This window comes from Tepidimonas alkaliphilus (assembly GCF_007556595.1).
Classification (GTDB): domain Bacteria; phylum Pseudomonadota; class Gammaproteobacteria; order Burkholderiales; family Burkholderiaceae_C; genus Tepidimonas; species Tepidimonas alkaliphila.
Genome location: NZ_VJNB01000001.1, coordinates 421,306 through 436,254, shown reverse-complemented (window position 1 = coordinate 436,254; position 14,949 = coordinate 421,306). Strand labels below are relative to the sequence as shown.

Sequence of the window (14,949 nt, the reverse complement as noted above, 5' to 3'; positions counted from 1 at the left end):
CCTGGAGCGGGGCGGTGTCGCAGAACCCGTTTTTGAGCTTTAAGTTCAAGGGCGCCAACAAGGGCGACAAGGTGGTGGTCAAGTGGACCGACAACAAGGGCGAGTCCCGCACCGACGAGGCCACCATTGCGTAATTGGCCTGATTCCCCATTGACCAGAGGAAAGCCTTCCATGATGAAAAAAACGTTGCTGGGCGCTGCCGCTTTGCTGCTTGGGCACGCTGCGGCGTGGAGCCAGGAGATCGACGCCTCCAAGGGCATCGAGGAATACCGTGCGATGCTGCAAGACGGCAACCCCGCCGAACTGTATGAAGTCAAGGGCGAGTCGTTGTGGAAGCAAAAGCGCGGCCCCAAAAACGCCTCGCTGGAACAATGCGATCTGGGCAAAGGCCCTGGCGTGGTCAAAGGCGCATTTGTCGAATTGCCACGCTATTTTCCCGATGCGGGCCGGGTCATGGATCTGGAGAGCCGCATCGTGTGGTGCATGGAAAAACTGCAAGGGCTGGATGTCAGCGAGGTCAGCACCCGCAATTTCACCAAGGGCTTGACGGCGGACGTGGTGGCCATCGCCACCTGGGTGGCCTCAGAATCGCGCGGTATGCCGTTTAACTTGCCGTTCAATACGCAAGCCGAGCGCGACATGTATGAAGTCGGCAAGCGCTTGTTTTACATGCGTGGCGGCCCGCACGACTTTTCTTGCGCGAGCTGCCACGGCGAAGACGGCAAGCGCATTCGCTTGCAAGAGCTGCCCAACTTGACCAAAAACCCCGGGGATGGCGTTGGCTTTGCCGCCTGGCCTGCGTATCGCGTCTCCAACGGCCAGATGTGGAGCATGCAGTGGCGCTTGAACGACTGCTTCCGCCAGCAGCGCTTTCCCGAGCCCAAGTTCGGCAGCGATGTCACGATCGCGCTAAGCATGTTCATGGGCGTGAACGCCAAAGGCGCCAAGAACGCAGCCCCCACGATCAAGCGCTGAACATCAGGAGACGTTGTGATGAAAAAAACCATAGTGGCATGCGGCGTATTGGCGGCCGCCTTTTGGATGGCTGGCTGCAGCACCGGCTCGGGCGGCACGGCGCGCAGCAGCGCCGTGGATTACGACAAAATGACTGCAGACATCATCAAGGCGTCGTTTGTCGAGCGCGGCATTGCCAAACTGGATCGCCTGGAGCAAGATCAGGCGCGCAAGGCCTGCTGGGAATCGGAAGTCACTGGCAAGCCGTTGGATCCCAAAGTTGAAAAGGCCATCGAAGAAGCTGCGCTCAAGTCCGTCAAATGGCCCAGCGATGGCAAGTTTTTGGGCGACTGGCGCGAAGGCGAAAAAATTGCGCAAAGCGGTCGCGGCTTAACCTGGACTGACGATGAAAAGGTGGTCAACGGCGGCAACTGTTACAATTGCCACCAGATCGATAAAAAAGAAATTTCCTATGGCACGCTGGGGCCGAGCCTTTGGAATTACGGCAAAATGCGCGGCGTGACCAACCCGGACGACCCGGCGGCCAAGCCGATCATCGAGTACACGTGGGCCAAGATCTGGAACTCGCGCGCCTACAACGCCTGCACCAAGATGCCCAGCGCTGGCCACAAGGGTATCCTCAACGAGGAGCAAATCAAGCACATCATGGCGCTGCTGCTGGATCCGAAATCGCCGGTCAATCAGTGACGAGCACGTGACGAGCGCGCAGGGGCATGGGGCCTGCGCCTCTGTTTGCACGGCAAGCTTGACGGCTTGCCGTTTTTTCTTTCCAGGGATCGGTAGAATGCGCCGTTCGTTCGAACGATGCGCTCCAAGCCCGTGAAGACCGCCACACCCGCCTTGCACCTGAGTTTGTTGGAGGGCGGTGACGCCCTGAGTGCGTTTCGCATCCGGCAACTGCTGCCGCGCTTGCAGTCGATCGACGCGCGCATCCGCACGGTGGCGGCGCGGCACGTGCACTTGGTGGCCACCGAGGCGCCGCTGGACGAGGATCAGCGCCAGCGCTGGCAGGCCCTGCTGACCTACGGCGAACCGTATCGAGGGCCGACCGACGGCGTGCGCATCGTGGTTTCGCCGCGGCTCGGCACGGTCTCGCCGTGGGCATCCAAGGCCACCGACATCGCGCGCAACTGCGGGCTGGCGGCGCGTCGGGTCGAGCGCGTCACCGAATACTGGCTGACGCTGGAGGCCGGTGCGCTGCAGCGGCTGGCCGGGCGCGGCGCCGCCTTGGACGAGGCCGCCTGGCTGGCGTGCGCGGCGCTGCTGCACGACCGCATGACCGAAAGCGTCTGGCCGGACGTCGAGGCAGCGGCAGCGCTGTTCACGCCGCTGCAGGCCGCGGCGCTGGAGCGCGTTGACGTGCTGGGGCGCGGGCGCGCCGCGCTGGAGGAGGCCAACCGCGCCTGGGGCCTGGCGCTGGCCGACGACGAGATCGACTACCTCTTGGAGGCGTTCGGGCGGCTTGGCCGCAACCCGAGCGACGTCGAGCTGATGATGTTCGCGCAGGCCAACAGCGAGCACTGCCGGCACAAGATCTTCAACGCCCAGTTCGTCATTGACGGCGTCGAGCAGCCGATGAGCCTGTTCGGCATGATCCGCCACACGCACCAGCGCGCGCCGCAGCGCACCATCGTCGCCTACGCCGACAACGCGGCGATCATGCAAGGGCGGGAGGTGGAGCGCTTCGTTGCCCGCGGCGACGGCACGTTCAGCCCCGCCTACCGGCGTGAGACCGCCCTGCAGCACGTGCTGATGAAGGTGGAGACGCACAACCACCCGACGGCGATCTCGCCGTTTCCGGGTGCGGCCACCGGCGCCGGCGGCGAGATCCGCGACGAGGGGGCCACCGGCCGCGGCGCGCGGCCCAAGGCTGGGCTGACCGGTTTTTCCGTCTCGCGCCTTTGGGGAGGGCTGGCGGACCAGCCCGACGGCAAGCCGACGCACATCGCCAGCCCGCTGCAGATCATGATCGAGGGGCCACTGGGCGCAGCGGCGTTCAACAATGAGTTTGGCCGCCCGAACCTGCTGGGCTACTTCCGCGAATACGAGCAGCGCGTCGTCACCGACGTCGATGCGGTGCAGCGCGGCTACCACAAGCCGATCATGATCGCGGGGGGGCTGGGCACGATCGACGCCGCGCAGACGCACAAGGCGGTGTTTCCGGCTGGCACGCTGCTGGTGCAGCTCGGCGGGCCCGGCATGCGCATCGGCATGGGCGGCGGGGCGGCCAGCTCGATGGCCACCGGCGCCAACAGCGCCGAGCTGGACTTCGACTCCGTGCAGCGCGGCAACCCCGAGATCCAGCGCCGCGCGCAGGAGGTGATCAACCAGTGCTGGGCGCTCGGCGCCGATAACCCGATCCTGGCGATCCACGACGTCGGCGCCGGGGGGCTGTCCAACGCCTTTCCCGAGCTGGTGCACGACGCCGGCCGCGGCGCGCGCTTCGACCTGCGCGCCATCCCGCTGGAGGAAACCGGCCTGGCGCCGAAGGAAATCTGGTGCAACGAGAGCCAGGAGCGCTATGTGCTGGCGGTGGCGCCCGAGGCGCTGCCGCGCCTGCAGGCGCTGTGCGCGCGCGAGCGCTGCCCGCTGGCGGTGGTCGGCGTGGCCACCGAGGAGACGCGGCTGGTGGTGCACGACCCGCAGGCCCACGATGCCGACGAGGCGAACCCGGTGGACATGCCGCTGGAGGTTTTGCTCGGCAAGCCGCCACGCATGCGGCGCGAGGTGCGGCGCGTGCACCGCGTGGCCGCGCCGTTCGACGGCACCGGCATCGACCTGCGCGAGGCGGTGCTGCGCGTGCTGCGCCACCCGACCGTGGCCAGCAAGCGCTTCCTGATCACGATCGGCGACCGCACCGTCGGCGGGCTGACGCACCGCGACCCGATGGTGGGCCCCTGGCAGGTGCCGGTGGCCGACTGCGCGGTGACGTTGGCGGACTACCGCGGCCTGGCCGGCGAGGTCATGGCGATGGGCGAGCGCACGCCGCTGGCGGCGCTGGACGCGCCGGCCTCCGGCCGCATGGCGGTGGCCGAGGCGATCCTGAACCTGCTGGCCGCGCCGATCGAACTCCCGCGCGTGAAGCTGTCGGCCAACTGGATGGCCGCCTGCGGTGAGCCGGGCGAGGATGCCGCGCTCTACGACACCGTCAAGGCGGTGGGGCTGGAGCTGTGCCCGCAGCTTGGCATCAGCATTCCGGTGGGCAAGGACAGCCTGTCGATGCGCACGCAGTGGACCGGCGCCGACGGCCAGCCGCGCAAGGTGGTGGCGCCGGTCAGCCTGATCGTGTCGGCGTTCGCGACGCTGGACGACGTGCGCGGTACGCTGACGCCCCAGCTCGCGCGCGACGAGGAGACCGTGCTGATCCTAGTGGACCTGGGACGCGGGCGCGACCGCATGGGCGGCTCGATCCTGGCGCAGGCGTACGAACAGGCCGGTGGCGCGGTGCCGGATCTGGACGATGCGCAGGATCTGGTGCGGCTGGTGCAGGCGGTCAACGCGCTGCGCGCGCGCGGGCTGCTGCTGGCCTACCACGACCGCAGCGACGGCGGGCTGCTGGCCTGCGTGGCCGAGATGGCGTTCGCGGGCCGGGTGGGCGTGGCGCTCAACGTCGATCTGCTGGTCACCGAAGGCGATGGCATCGCCGACAGCCGCGCCGACGTCGGCGACGCCAAGAACTGGGCGCAGCAGGTCGGGCCGCGGCGCCACGAGCGCACGCTGCGCGCGCTGTTCAGCGAGGAGCTGGGCGTGGTGCTGCAGGTGCGCGCCGCCGAGCGCGACGCCGCGCTGGCGCTGCTGCGGCAGCACGGGCTGGGTGCCTGCAGCCACGTCGTCGGCAAGACGCGCCCGGCCACGAGCCCGATCGACCTCGGCAAGGGGGAGCTGACCATCTGGCGCGACGCGCAGTGCATCTTTGGCGCGCCGCTGGCGGAGCTGCTGGCGGCGTGGGACGAGGTGAGCTGGCGCATCTGCCGCGAGCGCGACCACCCCGACTGCGCCGACGCCGAGCATGCCGCGGTGGTGCGCACCGACGACCCCGGCCTGCACGTGGCGCTGACCTTCGATCCCGCCGAGGACGTGGCCGCGCCGTTCGTAAATTTGGCACGGCCGCGCGTGGCGATCCTGCGCGAGCAGGGCGTCAACTCGCACGTCGAGATGGCCTATGCGTTCGACGCCGCGGGTTTTGAGGCGGTGGACGTGCACATGACCGACTTGCTGGCCGGTCGCACCCAGCTCGCCGGCTTTCAGGGGCTGGTGGCCTGCGGCGGCTTCAGCTACGGCGACACGCTGGGCGCCGGCATCGGCTGGGCGCGCTCGATCACCTTCCACCCCGAGCTGTCGCAGCAGTTCGCCGACTTCTTCGCGCGGCCCGATACGTTCGGCCTGGGCGTCTGCAACGGCTGCCAGATGTTTGCCGAGCTGGCCTCGATCATCCCCGGCGCCGAGCACTGGCCGCGCTTCACCGCCAACGTCAGCGCGCGCTTCGAGGCGCGGCTGTCGCTGGTGGAGGTGACCGACTCGCCCAGCCTCTTCTTCCACGGCATGGCCGGCAGCCGGCTGCCGATCGCGGTGGCGCACGGGGAGGGCTACGCCAACTTCACCCAGCGCGGCGACCGCGGGCGGGTCCTCGTCGCCCTGCGCTACGTTGATCATCACGGCCAGCCGACCGAGGCGTACCCGTTCAACCCCAACGGCAGCCCGGGCGGCATCACCGCGGTGACGACGCCGGACGGGCGCTTCACCGCGATGATGCCGCATCCGGAGCGGGTGTTCCGCAACGCGCAGCTGAGCTGGACGGATCTGCGCGCCTGCGGGGGGCTGGAGGCTTTCAGCCCGTGGATGCGGATGTTTCGCAACGCGCGGCGCTGGGTGGGATAGCGCGCGTGCCGGTGATGGCTGGGCGGGCGCGATAAAAGCGCAGCGGCTGCTCGCGCAGCTGGCGCTGCGCCTCGCGGCGCACGTGGGACTGCAGCCGCCCAACAACGTGCATCTCGCACCGCTTGCAGTCGAAGCGCAGCGTCAGCCGCTGGTCGCCGTGTTCGATGATCAGCGGCTCGGCGCGGATCGTGCCTTGCACGCCCACCACGCCTTTGGCTTGCTTGGGGCACAGGTGCAGGCTGTAGCGCACGCAGTGCTTGGTGATCATCAGGCTGACCTCGCCGAGCGCCTCATGGCTCTCGTAGGCGGCCTCGATGACGCGCACGCCGTGGCGAGCGTAGAAATCCCGCGCCTTGTGGTTGTAAACGTTGCCAAGGTAGGTCAGCACGTCATCCGGGTAGGACACCGGCGGCTGCACTGGCGGGCGGCGCTGGCCGCGCGGGCGCGCCGCCTCGCGCACCTGCAGCAGCGCCTGCACCGCGGCGCGGCGCAGCTCGTTGAGGCGCGAAGCGGGCACGAACCACGGCGCCGGCAGCGCCAGCTCCACCGAGGCGGCGGCAAAGATCGTTTCGCCCAGGCGCGTCAGGCTTTCGGTCAGCTGGCGAGCATGGCGCTCGGCGTCGCGCGCCAGCTCGAACGGGCCCGGCAGGCGCGCCTCCGCCCGGTGGCCGTCGGCGTCGGTGAGCGCCAGCACCAGGTCGTCACCGTCGGCGTGCAGTCGCAGGTGCAGGCCAATGCGGCGCTCGGCGCTCTTTTTCTGCAGCAGCCGCTCCCACGCCATGCTGCGGTTGCGGTTGACGCGCGTGCCGCGCTTGAGGTCGCGCAGCGTGGCGATCGTGTCCTTGGGCTCGACGCGCCAGCGCACGCCGCCGTCCGTCCCCGGCCCCAGCCGCTCGACACGGTTGGCCTGCAGGCCGACCAGCTGCTGGCGCGCGTCGAAATAACACAGGCCGTCGCCGTTGGCGAGTTCGGTGGCCGGGTCGTCGGTCTCGATCTCGACGTGGTCGGCGGCGACGCGCACCACCCAGCCGATCGGCCGACCGGGGTTCTTCGGGCTGTCGAAGGCGCCGATGTCGAGCTGACGCCCGCGCACGAAGTAGTCGGTGAACTCGCGGTTGAAGTTCTGCTGCGGATCGGGCGTGAAGGTGTAGGTGCAGCGGCCGCTGGAAGAGGGCGCCAGCTCCGGGCGCTCTTCCAGGATGGCGTCGAGCAGCCGCCGGTAGTGGGCCGTGACGTTCTTCACGTAGCCCATGTCCTTGTAGCGCCCCTCGATCTTGAAGCTGCGCACGCCGGCGTCGATGAGCGCGCGCAGGTTGGCGCTCTGGTTGTTGTCCTTCATCGACAGCACGTGCTTGTCGCGCGCCAGGATGCGTCCCTGCGCGTCGCGCACCTCCCACGGCAGGCGGCACGCCTGCGAGCAGTCGCCGCGGTTGGCGCTGCGGCCGGTGTAGGCATGGCTGACGTAGCACTGGCCGCTGTAGGCCACGCACAGCGCGCCGTGAATGAAGAATTCCAGCACCGCGCGCTGCGGCGCCGCGCGCGGGCCCAGCGCCGCGTCGATGGCGGCGATCTGCTCCAGCGTCAGCTCGCGTGCCAGCACGATCTGCGAGAAGCCCACGTCCTGCAGGAAGCGCGCCTTCTCGGGCGTGCGGATGTCGCACTGGGTGCTGGCGTGCAGCTCGATCGGCGGCAGGTCCAGCTCCAAGAGGCCCATGTCCTGGATGATCAGCGCGTCCACCCCGATCTCGTGGCACTGCCACGCCAGCCGGCGCGCGGCCTCCAGCTCGTCGTCGCGCAGGATGGTGTTGAGCGTGACGAAGACGCGCGCGTGGTAGCGGTGGGCATGGCGCACCAGGCGCTCGATGTCCGGCAGCGGGTTGGCGGCCTGGGCGCGGGCGCCGAAGCCCGGGCCGCCGATGTAAACCGCGTCGGCGCCATGGTTGACCGCCTCGATGCCGATATCGGCGTCGCGCGCAGGTGACAGTAGTTCCAGCTGGTGAGGCAACATTCGGGATTCTTGGGGTGGATCATGCGCAGATATTCAATTGTCTCCGAAGCCGCCATGAAGCGTCAGGAATACCGCTGTCGGCACCGCTTGCGTGTGCGTTGGTCTGAAGTCGATCGGCAGGGGATTGTTTTCAATGCCCACTATCTGACTTATATCGACGTTGGGGTCAGCCACTATTGGCGCCAGCTGGGTTTGCCGTATTCACTGGCGATGCCGCAACTGGGCGGCGAACCGGTGATGCGCAAAGCCACGCTGGAATACGCCGCGCCCGCGCAGCTGGACGATGAGCTTGAGGTGGCGCTGCGCTGCGAGCGTCTCGGGCGCACCTCGTGGACGATGCGCGCCGCGCTGTTTCGCGGCGAGCGCGCACTGGCCACCGCAGAGTTGGTCTATGTTTGGGTTAACCTTGCCGCGCATGCAGCTCAACCCATTCCGGCGGCGCTGCGCGAGCTGTTCGAGCGCTTCGAGGCCGGCGGCGATGTGCTGCGGGTGGAGACTGGGTCGTGGTCGCGCTTGCAGGCGCTGGCCGCGCCGCTGCGCCGCGCGGTGTTCGTCGAGGAGCAGGGCATCCCGGAACAGGAGGAATGGGACGAGGCCGACGCCGAGGCGCTGCACGCGGTGGCCGTCAACGCGCTCGGGCAGGCGGTGGGCGCCGGGCGGCTGCTGCGCACGGACGAGCCCGGCGTCGGCAAGATCGGGCGCATGGCGGTGCACCGCGCGCTGCGTGGCTCTGGGATAGGCGCGCGGGTGCTCGAGGCGCTGGTGCAGGCCGCGCGCGAGCGCGGCGACCACACGCTGCGCCTGAGCGCCCAGCGCACAGCGGTCGGTTTCTACGCCCGCCACGGCTGGCGCCCGGTCGGCGAGCCTCATGAGGAGGTCGGCATCCCGCACCAGTGGATGGAGCGGCGCCTGACCGACGCGTGAGGGATCCCGTCCGGCCCGAGTCCCGGTGCGTAGGTCCACTCGGCGGCGTGCAGTGTGCCAGCGCTGTCCAGCCAGGCGATCAGGCTGCTGCGCGTGCCATAGCGGCGTGCCGGCCAGCATACCCACGGGCGGCGCTGCAGGGCGCGCTCGGCATCGGCGTCGTCCTGGACGGTGACGGGTTGTTGCAGCGCTGTCAGCAGCGCCTGCTCGGCGAGCTGCCGCCCGCTGGCCAGCAGCGCCTCATCGTCCAGCACCGCCGCCAACGCCTGCGTCTTGGGCCAGGGGGTGTCGAGCGCCGCGTTGGACAGCGCGTGCACGCCATCCGGCACGTCCACGCCCCACCAGCCGTCCACGCACTGCAGCTCACGCTCGCGCCAGCGCGGGTCGTGGCCGCGCGGGTCGACGTTGCTGAGCCAGCGCCACTGCGCCGTGGCGAGGTCGACCAGCACCAGGTTGCAGCCGCCGTAGGCGGCAGCCGGATGCCGCCGCAGCCACTCGCGCCAGCCCAGGTCGCGTGCGGCGGCAGAGAGCCAGTCGGCCACCAGGTGACCGCGGCTGCGCGCTCCGGGCACGGAGGGCTGCGGATCGGCGCGCACGTTGGTCAGCATCGCCAGCCGCCCGCCGGAGCCGAACGCCAGCCACGCGCCGCCGGCCAGGCGATCGCGGCCGCTGAGCACTTCGGTGCCGTCCGGCAGGTGCCATGGGGCGAGCGGCGCAGCGGGGCGATCCCAAGCCTCGTCGCGGTTGGCCGCGATCCACAGCGGCACCGCCGCACCGGGCCGCCAGGCCCAGCCGATCAGGCACACGTCGGGCGGCCCCGCATCAGAGGTCGTCGCGCAGCGGATACGGCAACGGCTCCACGTGCGCGACGACGCCATCCGGGCCGCCGATGCGCAGCGGCTGGCCGTCCAGCGCCGAGGTCTGCACGCTGGCCACCGCGTGCCAGGTGCCGTGCTTCGGATGCGGCGCGGCGTCGGCCACGAGCCCGGCGGGCTGATCCGGGTCGGCGGGATGGAACACCTCCTGCCCCACCGCCACCGGCCCTTCGGCGCGCAGCAGCGCGCCGCGGCGCTTGACGGCGCCGCGGAACTGCGCGCGCGCCACCACCTCCTGCCCCGGATAGCAGCCCTTCTGGAAGTGCACGCCGCCCACCGACTCATAATTGAGCATCTGCGGCACGAACGCCTCCACCACCGGCTCGGTGACGAACGGCGCCGCGCTCATCACCTGCAGCCACGGCCACCAGCCGGGCGGCAGGGCCGCGCCGTCGGGGGCCGCGGCCGCGGCTGGCTGCAGCGCCAGCGCGCGCGCGCAGCCGGCGCCGTCGGGCAGGCGCGCCCACAGGCGGCCGTCGCCGTCGCACTGCGCGGCCCACGGCTGCATCAGCCCGGGCGGCACCGCCGCGCCCGCCGCGCCCCAGACGCGCCAGGCGTCGCTTGCGTCCTGCAGCGTGACCTTGGCGCGCAGCACGAACATCGACAGGCGTTTGAGCACCGGCGCCACGCGGCTGCGCGGCAGCGCCAGCAGGCATTCGTCATCCGCCGGGCGCCACAGCACCGCGCTCATCAGCATGCGGCCCTTCGGCGTGCACCAGGCGACCAGCCGCGCTGCCTGCGGGGTCAGATGCAGCACGTCGTGGGTCAGCTGGCCGTGCAGGAAGGCCGCGGCGTCGGGGCCGGCGGCACGCAGCACGCCCCAGTCGTCCAGCTCAGCGACGCCATCGGGAATCGCAATAGCTTCCATCTTTATTTCGCCATGGTGAAAAGGCACTTCAGCGGGCCGCAGCCGTCCGGCCTTATAGGCGCGCCTCGCGGTGGACGCTCCAAGCTCGATGCGGCGCGGCTATGATCCCAGCTCCGCCGTATTGTCTCGCAGTCGCCTCGGGGTTGCTGTCTTCATGAGCCGTTCCCCTCGACATCCTGGTGCAACACGCCGCACGGCCCGTTGGGTGGCTGCGCTGGCCGTGGCGGCGCTGGCGTTGGCGGGCACGACGGCGGCTTGGCTGTTGCGACCGTTACCGCTGCGCCTGCCTGTGGACGCCGAGGTGGTCGATGTGCAGATTGCGCCGGGCATGTCGGCGCGCCAGATTGCGCAGACGCTGGCCGAGGCCGGCGTGGATGTGCCGGCATGGATGCTGTTTGGCTGGCTGCGGCTGTCCGGACAGGCGCACCAACTCAAGGCTGGCGCTTATGAAATCGCGCCTGGCACCACGCCGGGCCAACTGCTGGACAAGCTGGTGCGCGGCGAGCAGGCGCTGCGGCGCGTCACGCTGATCGAGGGCTGGACCGTGCGCGACGTGCTGCGCGCGTTGCGCCGCGCTGAGCACTTGGTGGACGATCTGCCCCCTGGCGAAGACCCAGTGGCTCTGGCGCGCCATCTTGGCTTGGCCGCGGGGCACGCGGAGGGGCGCTTCTTTCCCGACACCTATCTCTACCCCAAGCGCGGCCGCGCCAGCGAGGTGCTGCGCCGCGCTGCGCGCGCCATGGACGAGCGCTTGGCGCAGGCGTGGGCGCAGCGCGCCGGCGACTTGCCGTTGCGCAGTCCGGAAGAGGCGCTGATTCTGGCCAGCCTGATCGAGAAGGAGACCGGCCACGAACCCGACCGCGCGCTGATCGCCGGGGTGTTTGTCAACCGGCTGCGCCTGGGCATGCGGTTGCAGACCGACCCCAGCGTCATCTATGGCCTGGGCGAGGCGTTCGACGGCGACCTGCGCCGCCGCGACCTGCTGGCCGACACGCCCTACAACACCTACACCCGCGCGGGTCTGCCGCCCACCCCGATTGCCATGCCGGGATGGGCGTCGCTGCTGGCAGCGGTGCAGCCGGCCCCAACACCAGCGCTTTATTTTGTCGCCCGTGGCGATGGCACCAGCGTGTTCAGCCGCACGCTGGAGGAGCACAACCACGCGGTGCGGCGGTACCAGCTGGGCCGATGAAGACGATTGGGGCGCGCCTGGGCTGGCCGCTGGCGGCGCTGTATGGCTGCTGGGCGCTGCTGCGGCTGGCGCTTCACCCTGCGCTGGAGTTCGACGAAGCCGAGCAGGTCATTCACCAGCAATGGCTGTTGCCCCTTTATGGGCCGCAGCCGCCGCTGGTGGAGTGGTTGGTTTGGGTGCTGCGTCATGCTTTGGGCCTGCCCGCCCTGTCAGCGTTGATCGTGTTAAAGGCTGGCGCGTTGTGGGGCATTGGCATGGCCGCCGCCTGGTGGGCGCGGCAAGCTGGGTTGTCGGCCACTGCGGCCAGCGCAGCGGGATGGTGGGTGCTGACGCTGCCACTGTTGCTGTGGGATGCGCCGCGCACGCTGACCCACAGCCTGCTGGCCGCCGCCTGGGTGGCCGCCCTGGTGGCCTGCAGCGCCCCGCTGGCGCTGCAGCCCCGCCAGCGCTTGACGCATCGCCGTTGGTGGCTGCTGGCGGCCCTGGCCTGCGCGGCGCTGCTGTCGAAATACAACGCGGCCTTGGCGCTGGCAGGCTGGTTGGCTGTGATCGGGACGGCTTGGTGGCGACACAGCGGCGGCTGGGTTGCGTGGTGGGCTTTGGTCAAACTGCACGCCCCCCGCGCGGGGCCTGCGGCCTTGGCCGCGCTCGCGTTGCTGGCAGCGCACCTGGCTACGGTGGCGCAGGCATGGCCCGAAGTGGGGCAGACGATCGCCGCCCGCATGATGCCCGATCCCGCGGCATCGGTCGCGGCGGGGCTTGCCGCGTTGATGGTTGCTTGGCTTGCGGTGCTAAGTGTGCCGGCGCTGGTGCTGGGTCTGGCCGGGCTTGTGGCCCGAAAACCGCCTGAGCCGCGCGAGCTTGTCGCGCTCCCCGCTGGCCATGCCGGCCCTCAAGCCGCTGTCATGGATACGGCATGGATGTGGCGCGCCTACGCGCTGACCGTGGGCGCGTTGCTGCTGGGTTTGGTGGCGTTGGGGGTTCTCGCCGAAGTCAAGGAGCGCTGGCTGCTGCCTCTGGCCGTGCCGCTGCAGATGCTGACCGCCGCCTGGGCGCTGCAGCGTCAGGGCGGATGGGCCCAGGCGCTTGGCAGGCTCAGCGCCGCGTTGGTGGCGGTGGCCTTGGCGCTGTTGCTCGGACGCGCTCCAATTCTGGCGTGGCTTGGCGAGCCTTCGTGGAGCCAGCTGCCGGCGCGCGCCGCTGCGCAGTGGGTGGATCGGCTCGGGCCCTCCGATGCGTTGGTGGTGGCCGAGCCCATCCACTTGGCTGGCGCGCTGGCCGCCCATGGGCGAAGGGGGCGAGCAGTGCTGCATCGCGGTGCGTCGAGACTGCTGTGGGGGACGCAGCAGGTCTGCCAGGTGGTGGAGGTGCATGCCGGGCCGCTGCCTGAGCCTGCTGCCGACTGGCTGGCGCTGGGTTTGCGGCCCGCGGCGTCTGAGCCCTCGGTGGCGCTGCCGCGCGCGCCGCAGGTGCAGCCGCCTGTGACGCTGACGGCGCGGCTTTGGCGCGCCGCCGGGCCAACGTGCCCCACGCCCGCCAGCCTCTATGATCGGCTTCCATGACCGCAGCGGCTCAAGGCTTGTTCATCACGCTGGAAGGCATTGACGGTGCCGGCAAATCCACCCATTTGGAGGGGTTGGCGAACCTGTGGCGTCAGCGGGGCAGGGCGGTGCGCGTGACACGCGAGCCTGGCGGAACGGCGCTGGCGGAAAAATTGCGCGACTGCCTGCTGCACGAACCGATGGATGCGCTGACGGAGACGCTGCTCATGTTTGCAGCGCGGCGCGACCATCTGAGGCTCGTCATTGAACCGGCGCTGCAAGCCGGAAGCGTGGTGCTGTGCGACCGCTTCACCGATGCCACGTTCGCCTACCAGGGCGCAGGCCGCGGACTGGATCCAGCGGTGTTGACGGCGCTGGAGCAGTGGGTGCAACAAACCGATGCGGGCCTGCTGCGCCAGCCCGACCTGACCCTATGGTTTGACGTGCCGCCCGAAATTGCGGCGGCGCGCTTGGCCGCGACCCGTGCGCCGGATCGGTTTGAGGCTGAGCCGCTGGCATTTTTTGCCCGGGTACGGGCTGGTTACGCGCAGCGGGCGGCAAGCGCGCCGCACAGAATCGTGCGCATCGATGCCAGCCGGCCCGCAGCTGAGGTCTGGCAAGCCGTGCTGGAGGTTTGCCGTCAAAAAGGAGTGCTCGCATGATGGCGGCGCTGCCGCCCTGGCTGCAACGCCAGCTGCAACGGCTGCGCCGCCAGCGCGCCCATGCCGTGTTGCTGGAAGGGCCGCCGGGGCTGGGTCAGGGCCAGCTGGCGTGGGCGCTGGCGTGCAGCTGGCTGTGCGAACAGCCGCAAGAGGCCGTGGCGTGCGGCCACTGCGCTTCCTGCCGGGCGGTGCAAGCGCGCACGCACCCCGATTTGTTCGCCTTGCTGCCCGATGCGCTGGCCCTGGAGCTGGGCTGGCCGCTGGATGCGGCGACGCAGGAGCGCATCGAACGCAAAGAGATCAAGCCGAGCCGTCAAATTCGGGTGGAGGCCACACGGGCGGCGCTGGCGTTTGCGCAGACCACCAGCGCCCGCGGGCAAGGCAAAGTGGTGCTGATTCAGCCCGCCGAGCGCCTCAACGCTGAATCGGCCAACGCGCTGCTCAAAACCCTGGAAGAGCCCCCGCCGGCGGTGCGCTTCGTGCTGGCCAGCGAAGCCGTGCACGAAGTGCTGCCCACCGTCCGCAGCCGCTGCGTGCGCCATGCGATGGCTTGGCCGACTGCCTCGGAAGGCTTGGCCTGGCTGCGGCGGCAGGCCGCTGAGGAGGGGCTGGCGGCAGGGGAGGACAAATTGCAAATCGGCTGGCGGCTCGGACGTGGCCGTGCGGAAGAAGCACTGGCATGGTTGCGGCTGGGACTCGACGCAGCGGCTTGGCGGTCGCTGCCAGCCCGACTGGCAGCGGGGGACTGGACCGCCATCGCCGACTGGCCGCCAGCGCGGCAGCTCACGCTGTTGATGCTGCTGTGCCATGACGCGTTGGCGTTGGCTTGCGGGGCGCCGCCACAGCACTTCGATGCTGCGACGCTGCCGCGCACCGATGCTGCGCGCGCTGCGGCGCTGTGGCGTGCGCTGCAGCAGGCACGCCGCACGGTGGAGCATCCCTATCAGGCGGCGCTGTGGAGTCAAGCTTGGGCGCAGCGGCTGCGCAAAGCGTTTGACGCGCCGCCCAAAGCTGCGGCACGCTAAA

At 70.0% G+C, this 14,949-nt stretch carries 12 protein-coding genes; 9 read left to right on the top strand and 3 right to left on the bottom strand.

What is annotated here, in order from left to right:
• The 4 genes from Talka_RS02095 to purL all read left to right on the top strand — a co-directional run.
• On the top strand, positions 1–134 hold a 134-nt coding region (locus Talka_RS02095), incomplete at its 5' end, for a thiosulfate oxidation carrier complex protein SoxZ (RefSeq protein WP_185970029.1).
• A gap of 40 nt (positions 135–174) precedes the next feature.
• A complete protein-coding gene (gene soxA / locus Talka_RS02090; protein WP_143889465.1) occupies positions 175–975 on the top strand; it encodes a sulfur oxidation c-type cytochrome SoxA in 801 nt (266 codons plus the stop codon).
• 15 nt (positions 976–990) lie between these two features.
• Positions 991–1,662, top strand: coding sequence for a sulfur oxidation c-type cytochrome SoxX (gene soxX / locus Talka_RS02085; protein ID WP_425472623.1), 672 nt, complete (start codon positions 991–993; stop codon positions 1,660–1,662).
• Positions 1,663–1,794: 132 nt separating this feature from the next.
• The gene (gene purL / locus Talka_RS02080; protein WP_342781011.1) at positions 1,795–5,853 is read left to right on the top strand and encodes a phosphoribosylformylglycinamidine synthase; all 4,059 of its coding nucleotides are present in this window, start codon (positions 1,795–1,797) and stop codon (positions 5,851–5,853) included.
• On the opposite strand, the gene Talka_RS02075 is transcribed toward purL, so the two are convergent.
• Entirely contained in the window at positions 5,804–7,861 is a 2,058-nt protein-coding gene (locus Talka_RS02075; RefSeq protein ID WP_143889420.1) for a peptidase U32 family protein, read from the bottom strand. The genes purL and Talka_RS02075 overlap by 50 nt on opposite strands.
• A 54-nt stretch (positions 7,862–7,915) precedes the next feature.
• Here Talka_RS02075 and Talka_RS02070 point away from each other — a divergent pair, with 54 nt between their 5' ends.
• Positions 7,916–8,785 carry a YbgC/FadM family acyl-CoA thioesterase gene (locus Talka_RS02070; RefSeq protein WP_143889419.1) on the top strand — a complete coding sequence of 290 codons (870 nt, stop codon included), beginning with the start codon at positions 7,916–7,918 and terminating at the stop codon, positions 8,783–8,785.
• On the opposite strand, the gene Talka_RS02065 is transcribed toward Talka_RS02070, so the two are convergent.
• Together Talka_RS02065 and ygfZ are read right to left on the bottom strand one after the other, a co-directional pair.
• On the bottom strand, positions 8,728–9,663 hold the full coding sequence (locus tag Talka_RS02065) for an NRDE family protein (RefSeq protein WP_143889418.1): 936 nt from the start codon (positions 9,661–9,663) through the stop codon (positions 8,728–8,730). The two genes, Talka_RS02070 and Talka_RS02065, sit on opposite strands and share 58 nt — an antisense overlap.
• Positions 9,608–10,528 (bottom strand): CAF17-like 4Fe-4S cluster assembly/insertion protein YgfZ, encoded by a 921-nt coding sequence (ygfZ, locus tag Talka_RS02060; RefSeq protein ID WP_143889417.1) that lies wholly within the window; start codon positions 10,526–10,528, stop codon positions 9,608–9,610. The genes Talka_RS02065 and ygfZ overlap by 56 nt, the downstream gene beginning before the upstream one ends.
• 154 nt (positions 10,529–10,682) lie before the next feature.
• Between ygfZ and mltG the strand changes: the two genes are divergently transcribed.
• The 4 genes from mltG to Talka_RS02040 are packed head-to-tail and all read left to right on the top strand — an operon-like array spanning position 10,683 to position 14,948.
• On the top strand, positions 10,683–11,720 hold the full coding sequence (gene mltG, locus Talka_RS02055) for an endolytic transglycosylase MltG (protein WP_143889416.1): 1,038 nt from the start codon (positions 10,683–10,685) through the stop codon (positions 11,718–11,720).
• Complete coding sequence (locus Talka_RS02050) at positions 11,717–13,282, top strand: hypothetical protein (RefSeq protein ID WP_143889415.1); 1,566 nt, start codon at positions 11,717–11,719, stop codon at positions 13,280–13,282. The genes mltG and Talka_RS02050 overlap by 4 nt, the downstream gene beginning before the upstream one ends.
• The gene (gene tmk / locus Talka_RS02045; protein WP_143889414.1) at positions 13,279–13,923 is read left to right on the top strand and encodes a dTMP kinase; all 645 of its coding nucleotides are present in this window, start codon (positions 13,279–13,281) and stop codon (positions 13,921–13,923) included. Before Talka_RS02050 ends, tmk begins: the two co-directional genes overlap by 4 nt.
• Entirely contained in the window at positions 13,920–14,948 is a 1,029-nt protein-coding gene (locus tag Talka_RS02040) for a DNA polymerase III subunit delta' (RefSeq protein WP_143889413.1), read from the top strand. Before tmk ends, Talka_RS02040 begins: the two co-directional genes overlap by 4 nt.
• Position 14,949 lies beyond the last annotated feature (1 nt).

Excerpts from the sequence above, each read along its gene's own strand:
- soxA (WP_143889465.1), top strand. The coding sequence starts at position 175 with ATGAAAAAAACGTTGCTGGGCGCTGCCGCTTTGCTGCTTGGGCACGCT.
- Talka_RS02075 (WP_143889420.1), bottom strand. The coding sequence starts at position 7,861 with ATGTTGCCTCACCAGCTGGAACTACTGTCACCTGCGCGCGACGCCGAT.
- Talka_RS02070 (WP_143889419.1), top strand. The coding sequence starts at position 7,916 with ATGAAGCGTCAGGAATACCGCTGTCGGCACCGCTTGCGTGTGCGTTGG.
- Talka_RS02065 (WP_143889418.1), bottom strand. The coding sequence starts at position 9,663 with ATGGCGTCGTCGCGCACGTGGAGCCGTTGCCGTATCCGCTGCGCGACG.
- ygfZ (WP_143889417.1), bottom strand. The coding sequence starts at position 10,528 with ATGGAAGCTATTGCGATTCCCGATGGCGTCGCTGAGCTGGACGACTGG.
- mltG (WP_143889416.1), top strand. The coding sequence starts at position 10,683 with ATGAGCCGTTCCCCTCGACATCCTGGTGCAACACGCCGCACGGCCCGT.
- Talka_RS02050 (WP_143889415.1), top strand. The coding sequence starts at position 11,717 with ATGAAGACGATTGGGGCGCGCCTGGGCTGGCCGCTGGCGGCGCTGTAT.
- tmk (WP_143889414.1), top strand. The coding sequence starts at position 13,279 with ATGACCGCAGCGGCTCAAGGCTTGTTCATCACGCTGGAAGGCATTGAC.
- Talka_RS02040 (WP_143889413.1), top strand. The coding sequence starts at position 13,920 with ATGATGGCGGCGCTGCCGCCCTGGCTGCAACGCCAGCTGCAACGGCTG.